This is a genomic window from Paracnuella aquatica (assembly GCF_003332885.2).
Lineage (GTDB): Bacteria > Bacteroidota > Bacteroidia > Chitinophagales > Chitinophagaceae > Flavisolibacter > Flavisolibacter aquaticus.
The window spans coordinates 162,734-181,532 of record NZ_QOWJ01000007.1; the positions used below are offsets into that span (position 1 = coordinate 162,734).

Below are 18,799 nucleotides of genomic sequence, written 5' to 3' on the forward strand. Positions count from 1 at the left end.
GTTAAACATTAAAACTCCAGGTTCAATCCCACCGAAAGAATGCGGGCTGCAGGCCAGTTACCGTTGTCAAATCCACGCTCCACAATGCTGGCACCGGTCACGTCCGGATCAATGCCCACATAGTTGGAAATGGTGAGCAGGTTTTGCCCGCTGATATACACCCGTGCATTGGAAATATTGGCCCTGCCCAGCAGCCGCTCGGGCAACTGGTACCCAAGTTCAATGTTGCGGATGCGTACATAACCGCCATCGCTGAGCCAGCGTGAGCTGTTGCCGCGGATGTTGTTGGAGATGCCCAGGTCGGCGCCCACCCCGGGTATATCGGTGCCAATGCCCAGCCGCGAATCATCGGTGTTGGTGTTGTTGGGCGTCCATGGATTGTAGGTTTTCAGGAAATTGGAGGTTTGACCGCTTTCCAAAATGCGGTACACATCGCTGTACAATTGGTAGCCAAAAACGCCCACCAGCTGCAGGTTGAGCGAGAAGCCGCCGTATGATGCGTTGAACTGCGCACCAGCCTGCAGTTTAGGCCAGGGCGAACCCACAAACTGGCGGTCGGAGTCAGTGATGCGGCCATCGCCGTTGGCGTCTTCATATTTTACATCGCCGGGTTTCGCATTGGGCTGTATCAGCTGGTTGTTTTTATCGCGGTAATTGTTGATCTCGTCCTGGCTTTGAAACAGCCCCAGAGATTTGACCAAATACCACTGGCCCACCGGCTCGCCTACCTGTGACCGGGTAAGACCGGTTTGGATATAATTGATGCCCGCACCCTGGTTGCCCACATCCAGCACTTTGTTTTTAATTGTGGTGGCGTTGAGCGAAAAATCGTATTTAAATGGATTGGCATTGTTGCGATAAGTAATCGATGCCTCAATGCCTTGGTTTTGAATAGAGGCTGCATTTACAAAAGGATCGGCATTGCCGCTAAATGCCCTGCGGCTGCCCAGGTAAAATGCAACGGGCAGGCGCACCAGCACATCGTTCGACCGGTTGCGATAGCCATCAACGGTAAGGGTTACCCGATTATTAAACAGGCTCGCTTCAAACCCGATGTTGGTGCTGATGCGTTCTTCCCAATGCAGATCGGGGTTGGCCAACACACCTTGCGTGGCTCCTAATTGAATGCCCTGGTTTACGCCAAAAACTACCCTTGGGTTGTTGTTGATCATACCCAGGTATTCCCATGGTCCTACGGTTACCACACCCAACTTGCCATGCGAGCCGCGGATGCGCAGGTCGTTGATCCAGGACACATCAAAAAAGTCTTCGCGGCTGATACGCCAGGTGGCTGCTGCGGATGGGAAAAATCCATTGCGGTAATCGGCTGCAAACCTCGAATCTTGGTCGTAGCGGCCGGTAAGCGTCAGCAGGTATTTATCGTTGTAATTATAATTGACTCGGCCCAAGTATCCTAGTATGCGGTGTTTCGAAATGCCGCCAAATGCAATGGGCGTACCCGTTGCAGAAGATATGGTGGTAAAATACTGGCCGTTGATCTGGGTCAAACCATTGCGGCCGCTTTCCGAACCATCGCGTTGAAATTGCTGGTCCGAAATACCCACCACGCCATTGATCGAATGTTTGCCAAACGACTTGTTGAAGTTCAGCGTATGCTCAAACAGCAAGCTAAAAAACCTGGAGCGGTCTTCCCGTACGTTTGCATTTACATACGATTGTACATATTGCCACCGGCCCTGTTTGCGCAGCGTGTTGATGTTATCAAAACTAACCTCGGCACCGGCATTGAAGCGGTAGGTAAGCCAGTTGAGGAATTTAAAATCGAGATAAGCATTGCCCACCAGTTTGGAAAAATTGCTGGTGCGCCGGGTAAGGTTGGCGGAGGCTATCGGGTTCCATGCATAAGTGATGGCTTTGTTGTTGCCCACGCCATAGCCTTCGGGGTTGTCGCCGGCCTGGCTCGGGTCGCGCAGCGCATCGCTTTGGATGGGAATAACGGGCAGCATTTGCGGCATATCGTAAAATGGGTTGCCCTCGCTGGGCGACTGGCCTACACTGTGGCTCAGCATCAGGTTTTCGCCCAGCGTAAAGCGGCCTTTGGTGGCGCGGGTATTTACCCGCAGGCTGCCCCGCTGAAAGCGGTTCTTAATAACAAAACCTGTGTTGTTGAAATAGGCCCCCGAAATCAGGTAATTGTTGCCGCTGCCACCGCCTGAAAGCGATACGTTATAGTCGGAAATAGTGCCGGTGCGCAGTACCGCATCCTGCCAGTCAGTGTCAATATTGGGGTCAAATTCGCTGTCTACACTAGGCAAGGGCGTAGCGCCGGAGTTGATGTATTGCTGCCGTTGCATCGCCGCAAATTCTCTTGCGTTCATCACGTCCCAGCGTTTGGGGGCGCTTTGCCAGCCATGCTTAACCGAAGCGGCCACGCGGGCCGGGCCTTCACGTCCTTGTTTCGTCGTAATAATGATCACACCATTTGCCGCCCGTGAGCCATAAATGGCTGCAGCCGATGCATCTTTCAGCACCTGGATGGATTCAATGTCGTTGGGGTTAACCGTGGAGTTCGCATCGGCAATCATGCCGTCGATTACAAACAGCGGATCGGTGGAGGTAAACGATGCCACGCCGCGGATCTCGATGCGGGGATTGGAGCCCGGTGCGCCGGTGGTGCGAACCGTAACGCCGGCAGCAAGGCCCTGCAGTTGCTCGCCAACCGAGTTGGCCACCACGCGTTGCGCCTGTTGGGTGCTTACCACAGAGGCAGCCCCGGTAAGATCGCGGCGGCGCACTGCCTGGTAACCAATCACCACCACTTCGTTCAGCGTGGCATCGGTTACCTCCAGCACTTCGCTGATGTCGGTGCCCGTAACCTGGATTTCTTTTGTTTGAAAACCTACCGAAGTAACCACCAGCGTGCTGCCGGTTGGTGCGGAAATCACAAACTGCCCGTTGGCATCGGTAGTAGTTACCTGGTTGGTGCCTTTTACCGTAACAGTAGCGCCAAGCAGCGGTTCGCCTGAGGGCGAACGAAGCGTTCCGCGTACCGTTTGCTGTGCATGTGCAGCAACAAACAGCAACAGCGCGGCACACAAACTTAAAACAAGCTTACGTAGTCGTTTTTTCATTTTTGCAGATTGATGTGAACAGAATATTGAGGTTAAGGATGCGCAATCGTTGGCTTTAATTGTTTGTGGTTTGTGCAAATGGCAGCAACCGCATTGTTGCGGCATCAGCGGTGATTAAGTAAGATGGCAGCTTACATTATTTATTTTTATCAGACAACAGGGAAAAGCGCTTTGCTGCTTTGCTTTACATCAATGTGATGAATTGATTTACAATGGATAAGCTTGTTTATTTAAATGGGTAAAAGGTTTGTTGAAAATGGCATTGTGGCTGCGTTCAGAACAGCATTTTTTTACTGATACCAATATTTAATTGCCCGATTGCTTTTAATGGCAAAACGAAAACTCCATCGTTACATAACTGTACTCAATAAAAAAGCCCCCGTTTTCCGGAGGCTTTCAATAAGTTTTATATAAAGCTACAATCAGTAACAGCTAAGTGCCACATGCAGGTGGCCGGACAATACTCCGGGCCGCACTAAATACACTTTACCGCCATCGGCCAACACTTTTTCAATCAGCACATCCACTGCATCGGTGCTTTTCCGGGCATCCTTATTCATGGGTATAGCATCGGCATACAATACGCCGTTTTTTTGATCGAGGTAAGCAGGAAATACATAGTCTTCCTCTACCACTAACTTTTGGCCTTTTTTCTCAAATGCGGCAGTCCAGCATTCGGTAATGCCAACCGCCAATTTGCCTTTTTGCAATGCTTCGTCCAGTTGGCGCACCAAGGCTTTTTCAGTTAGTGTTTGCCAGTCGGCCAGGTAAGGCACCATCAATTGCTGCAGCCGTGCATCGTTGCCATGCGGGTTGGCTTCAATCAGTGCAGCCGCAGTTTCGGCGTTGGGCGAAAGCTCTTTAAAACAATTGAGGTAGGGGCCAGGCGCAATTACAAAAACAGGATAGCGATAAGAGCGGCGCAAAATAGAAAGTGCATTATCTAAATGCTTTACAGCACGCTGAATGGCAGCACTTGGCGATGGATCAAACGCAGTGGCGCCATCGCTGGAAGGCGAGTTGGCCACCAGCCGCGACAGGCGCGGGCCATTGCCCAGGTAAATGCCGCCAAAATGCTCGCCAATGGCCAGCAACAGGTATGCTTTTTCGGTGCGCTTGCGGGCTGCCAGTTGCCGCACGGCAAAGGAGTTGCCCACCACGATGGTTTCCTGCACCGGCATGTTCCAGTAATGCAGTTTGGCGCCCTGCGGCGTAACTTTAATGGCGAGGCTTTTCTTTTGATTGTTGTACTCCACACCGGCCAGCGCAACCTGCAGGTGCATCATCATTTGGCCTACCACTTCGGGTGCAAGCGATTGATTTTGCAACTGCTCCGCAGCCCGGGCAGCCATCTGGCGCAGGTTGGCTTCAATTTTTTCCTTGCTGGTAATTTTTGGCTCAAACGGAATCAGCAGCGATAAAACAACTTCCTCATTGCCCGATACAGCAACAGAAGCATCATTTACTTGCAGATGGGTGGTCATAGGTGTTGTTTTTTGGTTAAGCGGTAAGCAAAATGCGCGGGCAGGATGTTTCGTATTTCGTTGTGCAAAGGTATCTCATTTAAGCCCGTGTCGCTTGTTAAAAGGAGCCTAAGAGCCCGGTTTTTTACCGGGAAAAAGCAGTTATTTTTTTCGTTCACCTGACTAAAATCATTGTTTAAAAAAAGAGGGTCTTTTCTGGTAAATGAAAACAGAAAAGACCGGGAAGTTGATGCTGCAAAATCTGCGCCGCCAATTCGTGATTGACGTTTTTAAAGAGTGAGAAAAAGGCTGTGAAAACAAACCGTGCAACGGTAGCGGTCGGCCGTTTGTCCTTGTTGGGTCGTGCAGTTGGGCAAACTGATGTATTTTTCCACCCTGCCGCAAACGGCTGTATTTTATTTTGGCTGCAATGAGATTGATTTTACTGTTGTTTGTAATGGTGCTGCTCCAGGCAAAGCTGCAGGCCCAGGCCTGCAACAACCCGGGGCAAACACCCAGCACAGCTTTCCCGGTGTGTGGCACTTCTGTTTTTTCGCAGGCCACTGTGCCCCTGTGTGCCGGCCGCACAATGCCTTCACCATCTTGCCCCGGCGAGGGCCTGGCCGATGTCAATCCTTATTATTACAAATTCACCTGCTTTGAATCAGGCACGTTGGGCTTTTCCATAAAACCCCGCACCAACAGCGATGATTACGATTGGGAAGTGTATGATATTACCGACCGCGACCCCAACGATATTTATACCGATGGGGCAATGAAAATTGCCTCCAACTGGAGCGGCGAAGGTGGCGAAACAGGCGCCGGTCCCAACGGCCGTAGCCTGCATATTTGTTCGGGCTTTGGTAAATCGGTGTGGAGCTCGATGCCCCAATTGCAAAAGGGGCACAACTACCTGATCATGATCTCGCATTTTACCCAATCGCAAAGCGGCTACGATCTGGAGTTTAAAGGCGGTACTGCAGTGATCACCGATCCCGACCCGCCGTCAATGGAAGCAGCCGAAGCGCATTGTAGTGCTCAAACCATCAGGCTGCGCCTCAACAAAAAACTGCTGTGCAGTTCGCTGGCATCCAATGGGTCTGATTTTGTGATCATGCCCGGCAACCATGTTATCACCGGTGCATCATCGCCTTTTTGCAACAATGGCTTTGATACTGACTCCATCGACATCAGGCTGCAAAGCCCGCTGGACCCCGGTAATTACGAGTTGCACATCAAAAAAGGAACGGACAACAATACGCTGCTCGATTATTGCGGCACAGCCATCGCCGATGGTCAATCGCTTTCGTTTAAAGTGGAGCCTGCATTGCCTACACAGCTCGATAGCATTGCGCCGGTAGGTTGCAGTCCCAGCCAGTTGCAACTGGTATTTAAAAAACCTGTTTTTTGCAATACTATTGCGCCAAACGGCTCTGATTTTACCATCGTTGGGCCGTACCCTGTACGGATCACTGGTGCTGCAGGCAATTGCGTCGGTGGTGTTTCCAAAATCATTACCCTTACGCTTTCGGCACCCATGCAAGATGCCGGCGATTTCAGGGTGGTGCTGAGCCGCAATGCAGGTGGCGGCACCATTGTAGATGAATGCGGTTTTGAAATACCGGAAGGCTCTGTTGGTTTTAGTGTAGCCGACACCGTTAGTGCCGCATTTACCCACACCATTCAATACGATTGCGAAGTAGACAATATTCAATTTACACACGCAGGTGGCCGCGGCATTACTAGTTGGGACTGGAACCTGGATGATGGCCAGCGAAGCACGATACAAAACCCGGTGGGCCGATACGATATTTTCGATACCAAAAACATAGGCCTCAAAGTAACCAATGGCGTGTGCAGCGATAGCGTTGGGGTGGCAATTGCGCTGGCAAATGCACTAACGGCCGACTTTATGATGCAGTTTGCCGAGGAATGTCCCAACGAGCCGGTGCAATTTTCGAGCACCGCTAATGGTCGTGGCCTGGTGCACCATTGGGATTTTGGCGATGGCGCCACATCCACCGAGGCATCGCCGGTGCACCGGTTTGCTGCACCGCTGCGTACCCGCAATTATGAAGTAAAGTACACCGTAGTCGACAGCTTTGGTTGTACTAAAACGGCCACCAAGCCCATTTCCATTTACAGCAGTTGCACCATTCATGTACCCACCGCATTTACGCCAGATGGTGACGGTCGCAACGATATTTTCCGGCCGTTGAACGTGGTAAAAGTGGATGCGTATGAGTTTGTGGTGTACAACCGCTGGGGCCAGGAAGTGTTCCGTTCGAAAGACGCCCGCAAGGGTTGGAACGGCACCATTGCCAACATACCGCAGGGCACCGGCACTTATGTGTGGATGATGCGCTACCGCGAACAAAACAGTTGGCGAATGGTAGAACGCAAGGGCAGTTTTGTGCTGCTCCGTTAACCAGGAACCAGTGATTTGTATGATTGGGAAAGATTGAAATGATTAACGTATCATAGCGACCAAACCGTGTTGTAACGCAGCACGGTTTTTTCATTTGTTATTGTCCGCAGGTTTATTGCTGCGGCAACTGTATCGGCCTTATTAATTTTGCGTGTATTTTTTTCAGTAAACTGAAGGGTACTTGCACTGGAGTATCCTTTTAATCATTTCCCAATCATACAAATCACTGGTTCATGAAACTCAGCGTCAATATCAATAAACTTGCTACACTGCGCAACAGCCGTGGCGGCAACAATCCCGATGTAGTAAAAGCCGCCGTTGATGCGCAGCGTTTTGGTGCGGATGGTATTACGGTACATCCACGTCCTGATGAACGCCATATCCGCTACAGCGATGTGCGGGAAATAAAAAACATCATTACCACCGAATTCAATATTGAAGGCAACTCGCAGGAGCAAAAATTTGTGGACCTCGTGCTGGAAGTGCAGCCCCACCAGGTAACGTTGGTGCCCGATGCACTGGGCCAGATTACCTCCAACCACGGTTGGGACACGGTGCGCCATAAAGATTACCTGAAAGAGATCATTGCCGTTTTTCAAAAAGTGGGCATCCGCGTTTCCATTTTTGTCGATCCCCTGGTGGAAATGGTGGAAGGCGCAACCGAAACCGGCACCGACCGCATAGAGTTGTATACCGAAGCTTATGCACATGGCTTTGCTGCTGGCAACCGGGAGGCGGCCATTGCGCCGTATGTAGCTGCTGCCAAAAGGGCTACCGAACTGGGCCTTGGCCTGAATGCCGGCCACGACCTGGACCTCCATAACCTGAAATATTTTGCGCAGCAAATTCCTACGCTTGACGAGGTAAGCATCGGGCATGCACTCATCTGCGATGCCATTTACCTAGGTTTTGAAAATACCATCCAATTGTACAAGCGGCAGTTGCAGTAGTGTAGGTTTTGTAAGTAAATCAACCGCTGCTGTTTGTTGGAGCCCGCTTGGTATTTAGGTGCTGAGCATGTTTTGGTCATTGCAGGTAATGCAATACCATTCTGCTTTTTGCCGCCCGTGGTATGTTATTTGTTCCCGCATTGCTACAACAAATAACCCCCTTATATGAGCGCTAAGACAAACCAACGCGAAAACACAGTTACGGAAGAGCGGGAATTGTATGACAATGCCTGGGTGGTGGCACCCGGTATCTGGCGACTGAAAGATCTTTTTGTCAATATGTACATCATCCAGCATCAGGATACGCTGGACTGGGTGCTGGTGGATGCGGGCCTGAAAACCTCGGCCGATAAAATCCGCAAACTGGCTGCGCATGTTATTGGTAGCAACATCAGGCCGGCAGCCATCATCATGACCCATGCGCATTTCGATCATCGTGGTGCGCTGGAGGAGCTGGCTGCAGAGTGGCAGGTGCCGGTGTATGCACACCACCAGGAGCGGCCTTACCTCACTGGTGCCGCATCGTACCCGCCACCCGACCCCGCTGTGGGCGGCGGCGCCATGGCGGTGCTTTCGTTTGCTTATCCCAAATACCCCATCGATATTTCGGAGTACTTATATGAGCTGCCACTGGATGGCTCCATTCCAAAACTGCCCGGATGGAAATGGATCCATACACCCGGGCACACGCCTGGGCACATTAGCCTTTGGCGCGAACGGGATGGCGTGCTCATTGCTGGCGATGCTTGTGTAACAACGGTGCAGGAATCGCTCATTTCTGTGGTAACCCAAGCCAAATTCATGAGCGGCCCACCCAAATATTTCACGCCTGATTGGGGCGCAGCAGCCCGCTCGGTGCGGGAACTGGCCGCCCTGCAGCCTTCGGTGATTGCCACCGGCCACGGCCAAAGTATGTATGGCCCCGAAGCCAGTAAGGCGCTTACTAAATTATCAAAAGACTTTTGGCAGCGCGGCATACCAGCTACCGGCCGGTATGTGAAGGAGGCTGCTTTGTTTGATACAGATGGCGTGCCCTCGTTTATTCCCAAACCCAAAGGCATCATGCTCAAACGCATCCTCACGGCGGCAGCGATCATGGCGGTAGGTTATGTAATTTTAAAACAAAGCAAACATGCACCTGGACTCATGGGTAAGGTACGCCGTGGTATTGGTAAACAAATCATGGGCAGTTCGTGGGTAGCGTTGGGTGCTGCAGCACCGGCTTCTTCTACGGCACCTAGTATTCCGTTGATACCGGCTATTTAAGGTCAATTTTTACAAGTGTCTTTTTAAAAGCACGGCTCTTGATTTTGCTTTTTCTTTTTGCTGCTACAAAAAAGTATGCATGAAATTAAACACAACATGGTGCTGGAGCTATTGCCTGAGTGGTTTTGGTAAAGTGCTATAGATAGCTAATGTTCTTAATGCACTCTTGTTAAACTGAGCTAATTCATAAAAAAAGGCAACAGGACTTCCTGTTGCCTTTTTTATGGTTATACAATTACCCGGCTAATTTTTCAGTTTACATTGGTTGCAATCATCATTGGCATAAGTGTGGACAAGCGTTCTGCTTTTTCCTATTCTTTCGCAAGGCTTCGGTAGTACGCCCTCCCGGCAAGGTTTTGTTGCGCAATCAAACGGATGCAAGAAGGAATGTTCCTTTTAAGCCGCTTAATGATTCGATGTGCGATCAACTAGAATGAAACAACCGGTAAAATTGATTATGCCATTTAGTTGATGCGTTCAATGATGCCGGCAATGCCTTGCCCACCGCCTACACAGGCAGTAACCATCCCGTACTTTTTATCGAGTCGTTTCATATCGCTCAACAACTGGATGGTAAGTTTGGCGCCGGTACAACCCAATGGGTGACCGAGTGCAATGGCACCACCATTGATGTTTACTTTTTCGGGGTCCAGCGCCGCTTCGCGAATTACTGCCAGTGCCTGCGATGCAAATGCTTCGTTCAGTTCCACCAGGTCAATGTCGCCCAGGTTTTTACCGGCTTGAGCCAACGCTTTAGGTATTGCGGCCACCGGCCCAATGCCCATGATGCGTGGATGCACACCTGCCGACACGCAGCTAACCAGGCGGCCAATGGGCTTGATGCCCAGTTTGGTGACCATACGTTCGCTCATCACCAACACAAAAGCGGCGCCATCGGAGGTTTGCGATGAGTTACCGGCCGTAACCACGCCGCCCTGCGCAAAAGCAGGCTTCAACTTTGCCAACGCCTCCATTGAGGTATCGGCACGTGGACCTTCATCGGTATCCACCACATAATTTCGTTTTTGCTTTTTGCCCCGCTCATCGAGGTATACTTCCTCAACATTGATGGGCAAAATGCCTTCCTTAAAATAGCCATTTTGGATTGCATTCAATGCCTTTTGATGAGAGTTGTAGGCAAATATATCCTGGTCTTCACGGCTTACTTTAAAATCCTTGGCAACGGCTTCGGCAGTAAGCCCCATGCTGAGGTAATAATCCGGTTCATCTTTGGCGATGGAATAAGCAGGCACTGTTTTCCACCCTGCGGTGGGCACCATGCTCATGCTTTCGGTGCCGCCGGCAATGATGACATCGGCCATGCCCATGCGAATTTTTGCCGTGGCAATAGCAATAGTTTCCAGCCCCGATGCACAATACCGGTTCACCGTCATGCCCGGCACTTCGTGGCCCAAGGCACGGGCGGCAATGATGCGCCCCACCTGCAGCCCTTGTTCCGCCTCGGGCACAGCGTTGCCCACAATTACGTCATCCACATCCTTATTTTCCAGGCCGGGCACCGATTGCATCAGGCCTTTGATCACTTCAATGGCCAGATCATCGGGCCTAAAAAAACGCAACCCGCCACGTTTGGCCTTGCCTACCGCAGTGCGGTATCCCGCCACTATATAAGCTTCCTGCATATGGTCAGAAATTTTGTAAAACATGAATTTAGGAAAAATAGTTAGTTATGCAACCAATTGGAATATCGAACCTAAAGCCAAGGAGCAAATGGACTACGAAGTGAAACGATGAATTATTAATTATGGATTATAAATTTTTGGGGCGCCTCCAAATTCATAACGCATAATTCATCATTCCTAATTTTCCTTCATCATTCTACATTCCTTGTTCCTTGTTCGATATTCTCCATCCAACTTCTCCTGTTCCTTGTTCGTCTGTTCATCTGTTCTACATTCCTACACTATCTTCGTCCTCCAATATGTATCCCCTTATTCGCCGCCTTTTTTTTCGGCTCGATCCAGAGAAAGCACACAATGTAGCCATGCAAACCCTGAAAACGGCCTGTGCTGTACCGGGTGGTTTTGCCACGGTAAAATCGCTGTATGCGCCGCCGCAGCAAGGCTTGCCGCAACAGGTGTTCGGACTTTCCTTCCGCAACCCGGTGGGACTTGGCGCCGGTTTCGACAAAAATGCGGCCTACCTCACTGAACTGGATGCGCTGGGTTTTGGTTTTGTGGAAATTGGCACCGTAACGCCGAAGCCACAAAGCGGCAATGAGCAGCCCAGGCTTTTTCGACTGGTGCAGGATGAGGCGCTGATCAACCGCATGGGTTTTAATAATGATGGTGTGGATGTGGTGGTGCAACGGTTAAAAGCATGGCGTGCCAAACACCGCAATTCGGATCATCCGTTATTGGTAGGGGGCAATATTGGTAAAAACAAAGTGACGCCCAATGAAGATGCATGGAAAGACTATGAAACTTGTTTTAATGCATTGCATCCGTATGTAGATTTCTTCGTGGTGAACGTTTCATCGCCTAATACACCGGGCCTGCGCGAATTGCAGGAACGCGATGCGCTGCATAAGATACTAACGCATTTGCAAGGCATCAATAAAACCCTGGCGCAGCCGCGGCCCATTTTACTAAAAATTGCTCCCGATCTTACCCGCAGCCAGATTGATGATGTGATAGCGTTGGCGCTGGAAATAAAACTCGACGGGCTTGTGGCAACAAACACCACCATCAGCCGCAAGGGACTGAAAACATCGCAGCGATCAATTGAGCAGATCGGTGCTGGTGGCCTCAGCGGTGCACCCTTACGGGAACGGGCAACCGAAGTAGTGCAATACCTGTGCAGCAGGCTGCAGGGGCAAATCCCGGTGATTGCCAGCGGTGGCATTTTTACCGCTGCCGATGCGGCCGAAAAACTCGGCGCTGGCGCGGCTCTTTGCGAGGTGTGGACCGGTTTTATTTACAAAGGCCCTTCTATTGCGAAAGACATTTGCACTGGCCTGCAGCCAAAAAAGATTTCGGCTCAATCGTAATATCGAAGTGCTGAAGTTGAGTTACATGTTTGAAGATCGTCGGAAGACCGAAGAGCAATGCATTTTGTTCCTGTCTTCGGACTTCCGACTTCCGTCTTCCAACTTTTTTTACTGACTTAGAAATGCAATCACTTTATCCAGTTCGCGGATATAGCCATTGATGGTTTTTTCGAATTGCTTTTTTTCGTTTTCGGGCAACTCGCCGGCGGCGTATTTTAAAATGGCAATGCGCTGCTCCAACTGAAACACCAGCTCCAGGTGCGATTTTTCGGCCGACTGGCAGGCGTCCAGTTCTTTTTGCAGCCGCTCATTTTCCTTCTTCAAACGGGCCTGCTGGCGCACCAGTAGTTGCACTTTTTCGGTTAAGGAGCCCAGTTGTTGTTCCAGCGCAGGGGTCAAAAGCAATGATTTTGATGGTTTGAAAAGGGGGAATTATTGATTATTCATTATTAATTATTGGTGCTTGTTTGTTGCGTTTAATAATGAATAATCAATCATCCCTTATTTCCTTACTTCAGCGCCAAGTTCTTTTTCAAAACTGGTCATGATCTTTTGCATCCAGCCGTCAATCTCTTTATCGGTAAGGGTTTTTTCCTCGTCCAGAAACGTGAGGTTAATGGCCATTGATTTTTTGCCGGCGCCAAGCTTGTCACTTTCAAACACATCGAAGAGGCGCACATCTTTCAATTTAGCAAGGCGTAGCTTGCCCAATTGTGCGGTGATGGATTCGTAGGGCAAGCCTTTAGGAACCACCAGTGCCAGGTCGCGCTGCACAGCCGGGAACTTAGGCAGTTCGCGGTAAGCAGGTTTTACTTTGGCAGCAGCGGCCAGCAATGCATTCCAATCAATGTCGGCAAAATAAACCGGCTGCTTGACGTCGAAGGCGGCAGCCACTTTACGGGCCACTTGTCCCAGTTTTACCAGTTCCTTTCCGTTAACCGACCCGGTAATTACCGCATCGAAATTTTTGTCTTCTGCGTTGGCCCAATTGATGGTGAGGCCTGCCGCAGCAAACAAGGCTTCGGTTACGCCTTTGGCATAATACACATCCGATGCCGTGGCCTTGCCTTTCCAGCCCGCTTCGGTGCTGTTGCCGGTGAGGTACATGCAGCAGTGATCGGCCTCGGCGTATTTGCCCACACCGCTGGTGCTATAGGTTTTACCCCACTCAAAAAAGCGCAGGTCGGAAGCTTTGCGGTTGCTATTGAATGCGATCACTTCAAGTGCTGTGGGCAGCATGCCGGCACGCAGCACATCCAGCTCCGAGCTAAGGTTGTTGATCATTTTAACCATCGACTCCTGCTCGCCAAAATACCTGGAGTTGGTAATGGAGTTGGTCAGTATTTCGTTGAAACCCAACCCGCTCAACATGCCCGCCCATTTTTCTTTCAGGGCATCGCCCTGGCGGTCGCTTTCTACGGCCGGCGACATGCGGATGGCCTGCGGAATTTCAATATTGTCCAGCCCGTCGATGCGCAGTACTTCTTCCACCAGGTCGGCCTGCAGGCTTACATCGTGTTTGTGATAGGGCACTTCCAAAAACAGCGCATCAATATCTTCGCGCAGCAAGGTAAAGCCCAGGCTTTGCAGGATGCCTTTTACGGTATCGGGGTGGTAGTTTTTACCGCTTAATTTTTTAAGGTACTGGTATTTAAAAATGATCTGCTGTTTGGGTTGCGGATCGGGGTAAATGTCCACCACCTCGGATGCAATGGCGCCGCCCGCCACTTCTTTAATCAGTGCCGCGGCACGTTTCAATACATTAACCGTGTTGGAAATATCCACTCCTTTTTCAAAACGCGTAGCGGCATCGGTACGCAGCCCGTGGCGGAACGATGTTTTGCGGATGGAAATCGGATCGAACCAGGCGCTTTCCAGGAAAATGTTTTTCGTATTTTCGGTTACGCCTGAACGTAAGCCGCCAAACACACCGGCAATGCACATGCCTTCGGTGGCGTTGGAAATCATCAGGTCTTCGGCATGGAGTTTCCGCTCCCTTTCATCAAGCGTGGTAAACGGCGTGCCTTCGGCTTCCAGTTTTACCACCACTTTCCCGCCGGTAATGGCATCGTAATCAAAGGCATGGAGCGGCTGGCCGGTTTCGTGCTGTATGTAATTGGTAATATCTACAATGTTGTTGATAGGACGCAGGCCAATAGCTTTTAGGCGCTGCTGCAGCCATTGCGGCGAAGCCTTTACCTCGATGCCGCTAAGGCACACACCGGAATAACGGCGGCATGCCCGTGCTGCTTCCACCACTACGTCAATCTTCAGGTCGTGGTTGTCGACCTTGAAACCGGCGGCAGGAATTTTCGGGCTGATGCTTTTGCGGTCATGGTGCGACAGGTAAGCACACACATCGCGGGCCACTCCCCAATGGCTCATCGCGTCCATGCGGTTGGGCGTGAGGCCTATCTCATAAATAATATCGGCGTAAGGTTTGAAATACTCAGCGGCGGGCTGGCCCACAGGTGCATCCTGCGGCAGCACCATAATGCCGGCATGCGAATCGCCCATGCCGATCTCGTCTTCGGCGCAGATCATGCCGTGGCTTTCCACGCCACGGATCTTGGCTATTTTCATTGTCAGCGGCTCGCCGGTAATTGGGTAAATGGTGGTGCCCACGGTGGCTACCACTACTTTTTGGCCGGCGGCTACATTGGGTGCGCCGCAAACAACCTGCAACGGCTCGGCGCCGCCCACAGCCACTTTGGTGAGGCGCAGTTTATCGGCATTGGGGTGTTGTTCGGCCTCGAGCACTTCGCCAATAACCAGGCCTTTCAGCCCGCCTTTTACTTCTTCGTACGCCTCCATCGATTCCACTTCGAGGCCAATGGAAGTAAGGATGCGGGAAAGGCGATCGGGGTCAACTTTTACGGGCAAATATTCACTCAGCCAATTATAGGAAATGGTCATTGGTGCAAAATTTCTGTGGGTGGCAAAGATAACCTGCGGCGGGATAGAACGGAAAAGGTTTGCATAGGTTTCCAGCCTGCGGGTGTTTTCAAGTTGTTCAAAGCAAAACGGCACAAAATGCAGGTGCATTCTGTGCCGTTTAAGTGGTTGTTCCTAGTTGCTCCTGTTTATAGCTTGATCAGTTTGATGGTTGTTTTTTGGGCCCCTTGTGTTATTTCGGCCATATAAGTGCCGGGGCGGTAGTTGGCACCAAAACGCTGGGCGCCCTGTGCGGCAATATTCTGCCTGCGTTCGATTACGCCACCCGAAGCATCGAGTATGCGCAACTGGATGCCGCCCGGTTTATTCAAGTCAAGGTTGATGGTGAATTCTGTTGTGGTAGGGTTGTTCAGCACCTGCACGGTTCCGTCGATCCCGGCTGGAGCGGGGGCCTGGCGGGTTGCTTGGAGGGGCTGGTCGTCGATGTGGTAGGCGGCAAGCAGGGAGTGCTCCGGAACAAAGGTGCCGGCAAATCCAACAAGATAAAGCCTGTTGCTTGTAATTGCACTTGCTAGAATTTCGAATGGAATACCGATGTTTTCAATATAATAACCCCCGTTCGCAAACGTTGGGTCCAATATACCCGCTTCGTTGAACCTGCCCACACCAAATTGGATTTTTCCGTTTAATCGAAATGTGCCGGATATCAAGATCTTACCGTTGGCCTGTACATCAACAGAAGTCACCTGGTGATAATCAGGCCGATTGCCAGCAAATGAAAAATCCAGGTCGTAACGCTTTTTACCATTTGTACCAAAGGCTTTGTTTAGCGAACCATCATTATTGAATTGCACCATAGCAAAATCCGGGCTGCTGACATTCCCGTTTGCCGCTTTCCCGGCTATGAAAGCGCCACCGTTGGGCATTAGTTTCATAAACTGGGGTTCATCATTTCCGCCAAAGTCAAATATTTGCGTGCCTCCGTTGCCAAATGTCTTATCAATTGAACCATCACTGTTTAGCCTGGTTACACTGAAATCGTACGCGCCACCATAGTGCCAGGCTTTACCACCAATCAGGATTTTTCCTGATGCCAGCACTACTGCTCCCATCACAGTAATATTCTCCTCAGTGTTGATTACCGTACCTGGCTGCCCCAAAAGATTGCCATTGATATCAATTAGTTTTTGCAAAAGAATTTGGTTTTTGGGCAAATTGTATGTGGTGCCAACCATAGCAACAGTACCATCTTGCATGATGATCATCTGGTCCTTGGTTTCGGGGATAGTTTCAACGGTGCCGTCGCCGTTGAAGGATGGATCGTAATATCCAGCTGGATTCAGGCGAATAAAGGTTGAACCTCGTCCTTCGCTATACAACAATATTCGGCCGTCGGGGTAGACTTGCATTAATTTTAGCTCCGCAGTAGGCTCAAAACCTGTGTTTACCATTCCACCAGATCCAAAGCTAAAATCGAGGGTGCCGTCCGGATAATACCGTGACACAATGATAGATGGTGCGCCATTGCGCCTGCTCCAGGTTGTACCTGCAGCAAGTATCTTTCCATCGGGCAAAGTAGATACAGCCAAATACTCGCCGCGTCCTCCCTTATGATAATTTGAAAAGAGGTAGCTGGCATTTGCAAGAGAGAAGTCGGCGGCCCCGTCAGCGTCAAGTCTTGCGAATAGGTAAGAATCAGCCGGAAAGCCGCTGGCGTCGTGCAGTTCTATAAGGCCTGTGAAGGCGATTTTTCCGGAAGGATATACCGCCATTGCCAAAACTCGGGTATGCATTTGGTCGTATTGCAAAAATCCTGTTCCATAAAATGATGGATCCAGTTCGCCGTTAGCATTGAGGCGCCAGATGGTGGCATGTTCGGCAAACGCGCCGCCTACCATTATCTTTCCATCGGGTAAAACGATGATATCTTCTGGCAGATATCTGCGACCTGTAATCAAAGTATTGACTACGATTTGCTTTCCATCGTTGCTAAAGGAGTGGTCTAAGGAGCCATTGGATAGATAACGGGCCAACAGCATTTCTCTTCCATCTGAATAAAGGCCGCCTAATACAACAATTTTTCCATCGGGTTGCAAGGCAATAGCTTTCATGTTGTGGCTATCGCTGATTTTTGTTACCACAGTTCCTTCACCACCAAAGCTGCGGTCGGGTGTGCCGTCGGGTAAAAAACGTGCAAGTTGAAACAGCGGGTCCGGAGCAGGGGCAGTTGCATTGCCGCCAACTATTATGCGGCCATCGGCCTGTACTGCTGCATCGCGAAGTTGGAATTTAAACAAACTGTTTTCGTAGGTAACCATACCTCCGTTACCAAACGTCGCGTCGATTTGGCCATTTGCGGTCAGGCGTGCCAGGTAAAAATTTTCGATGCCATTTACCACGGCCGTGCCGACCAGCATTATTTTATTGTCTGCCAGCAATAGCAGTTCGTTTTCCGAAGTAAGGCTACTATATTCTAACAGGAATAAACCGTTGTTGCCAAAGTTGCGATCCAGAAATCCATCGGGACGTATCCGTACAACTGCTGCCCTTTTTGCACTTGTTGAAAAGTCTACAGTCAAACCAAAAACCAAAACATATCCGTTGGGCTGCATTGTAGCACCATTCAGGCGTTCGAATGAAGCTTGCTCAGAAAATCCTGCAAAGCCGTAGTCAATATCACGCTGCCCGTTGGCAAGATGCCGGGTGAGCAATATCCCTTCGGAAGATTCAATAGCGATCAGCGTTTTGCCATCTTGCAATGGAATAACGGTCTTACCAATAGAGGATCGACTCGTAGGAGTAAAATTGTCTGGAAACATGGTAAACATCTTTCCATTATTGCCAAAGCTGGCAACTGGCCGGCCTAGCTGGGCCATTACCATCAAGCTGGATAACAGAAAAGAAAACAGTAGTAAAAGATTTCGCATGTATATGGGTTTTGGTTAAACGCAGTCAGCAGACATTGGTTATACTAGCGTTCAAAGGGAGGGGAGGGGACAAGTTATGCACAACAAAACCTTCGGTGCTGTTACCAGTGCTACAGACAGTGTTTTTGCAATGCAAATAAAAAAATGGTGAGGCTGCAGGGCGGTTTAAGGGATCGTTGGAGCAGATGCGCTAATGTATCGGCTTTAGATTTAATCCAAAAATAAATTTATGTGTAATGTGATTGGATTCATTGTCTAAGTCACAATACATAGTTGAAGCAATCTTTTTTGTATTGATCGGTTTTAAGTCGTTTGATATTTATTCGATTACATTGAGGTAGGTGGTAGCAAAGCATAAATTCCATAGTCGTTGATCTGCTGCGTTCAGCCGTTTTGTTAAGCGTAATATTTTTCAACAACCCATTTTTTATTCAAACAGGTGCTGCCGGTTCGATGGCGAGCCGATAGGAACAACCGGTAATGCCCGAACGCAGCGAACCATTGCAGCTTTGGCCGAGACCACAGCCCACCTGCCATTTTATTTGTCCACAAGTTGGGCGGAGTGCTAAATTCTTTGGAATTTCGTATTTGGCAAAAACGTGAATAACCGCCGGAAAACGGTGTATAACCTGTGGGCGATTTGTGGGTTAAAGGGCGTTGCAAAATGCCCTTCCAGAAGCTTGCGGCATGTATCTTAGCAGACCGTGCCAGCCGGTTCAGCAAACGGTTTGAGCCGGTACAAAAGCATCAGCCACCACCTAGCGCACC

10 protein-coding genes are annotated in these 18,799 nt (G+C 50.1%); 4 read left to right on the forward strand and 6 right to left on the reverse strand.

Annotated features, from left to right (window positions below; translation table 11 throughout):
- Positions 1 to 8: 8 nt before the first annotated feature.
- Positions 9 to 3,092: a SusC/RagA family TonB-linked outer membrane protein gene (locus tag DRJ53_RS12075; protein ID WP_206609769.1), complete on the reverse strand. Its 3,084-nt coding sequence runs from the start codon at positions 3,090 to 3,092 to the stop codon at positions 9 to 11.
- A gap of 422 nt (positions 3,093 to 3,514) precedes the next feature.
- Complete coding sequence (locus DRJ53_RS12080; RefSeq protein ID WP_114235887.1) at positions 3,515 to 4,576, reverse strand: baeRF3 domain-containing protein; 1,062 nt, start codon at positions 4,574 to 4,576, stop codon at positions 3,515 to 3,517.
- Between the two features lie 409 nt (positions 4,577 to 4,985).
- On the opposite strand from DRJ53_RS12080, the gene DRJ53_RS12085 reads away from it, so the two are divergent.
- The 3 genes from DRJ53_RS12085 (at position 4,986) to DRJ53_RS12095 (ending at position 9,199) form a co-directional block, all read left to right on the forward strand.
- Entirely contained in the window at positions 4,986 to 6,983 is a 1,998-nt protein-coding gene (locus DRJ53_RS12085; RefSeq protein ID WP_114235888.1) for a T9SS type B sorting domain-containing protein, read from the forward strand.
- Positions 6,984 to 7,216: 233 nt separating this feature from the next.
- Positions 7,217 to 7,933 carry a pyridoxine 5'-phosphate synthase gene (locus DRJ53_RS12090; protein ID WP_114235889.1) on the forward strand — a complete coding sequence of 239 codons (717 nt, stop codon included), beginning with the start codon at positions 7,217 to 7,219 and terminating at the stop codon, positions 7,931 to 7,933.
- A gap of 165 nt (positions 7,934 to 8,098) precedes the next feature.
- Positions 8,099 to 9,199 (forward strand): MBL fold metallo-hydrolase, encoded by a 1,101-nt coding sequence (locus DRJ53_RS12095; protein ID WP_114235890.1) that lies wholly within the window; start codon positions 8,099 to 8,101, stop codon positions 9,197 to 9,199.
- A gap of 464 nt (positions 9,200 to 9,663) precedes the next feature.
- Here the strand turns inward: DRJ53_RS12095 and DRJ53_RS12100 are convergent, their stop codons facing one another.
- Positions 9,664 to 10,842 carry a thiolase family protein gene (locus DRJ53_RS12100; RefSeq protein ID WP_114235957.1) on the reverse strand — a complete coding sequence of 393 codons (1,179 nt, stop codon included), beginning with the start codon at positions 10,840 to 10,842 and terminating at the stop codon, positions 9,664 to 9,666.
- Positions 10,843 to 11,141: 299 nt separating this feature from the next.
- On the opposite strand from DRJ53_RS12100, the gene DRJ53_RS12105 reads away from it, so the two are divergent.
- Positions 11,142 to 12,209 (forward strand): quinone-dependent dihydroorotate dehydrogenase, encoded by a 1,068-nt coding sequence (locus tag DRJ53_RS12105; protein ID WP_114235891.1) that lies wholly within the window; start codon positions 11,142 to 11,144, stop codon positions 12,207 to 12,209.
- Between the two features lie 108 nt (positions 12,210 to 12,317).
- Here the strand turns inward: DRJ53_RS12105 and DRJ53_RS12110 are convergent, their stop codons facing one another.
- From DRJ53_RS12110 to DRJ53_RS12120, 3 genes are all read right to left on the reverse strand, one after another.
- The gene (locus DRJ53_RS12110; protein WP_114235892.1) at positions 12,318 to 12,608 is read right to left on the reverse strand and encodes a hypothetical protein; all 291 of its coding nucleotides are present in this window, start codon (positions 12,606 to 12,608) and stop codon (positions 12,318 to 12,320) included.
- A 102-nt stretch (positions 12,609 to 12,710) separates the two neighbouring features.
- Positions 12,711 to 15,254 (reverse strand): phenylalanine--tRNA ligase subunit beta, encoded by a 2,544-nt coding sequence (gene pheT / locus DRJ53_RS12115; RefSeq protein WP_241558530.1) that lies wholly within the window; start codon positions 15,252 to 15,254, stop codon positions 12,711 to 12,713.
- Positions 15,255 to 15,292: 38 nt separating this feature from the next.
- Positions 15,293 to 18,031, reverse strand: coding sequence for a T9SS type A sorting domain-containing protein (locus DRJ53_RS12120; protein ID WP_114235893.1), 2,739 nt, complete (start codon positions 18,029 to 18,031; stop codon positions 15,293 to 15,295).
- Positions 18,032 to 18,799: the final 768 nt, after the last annotated feature.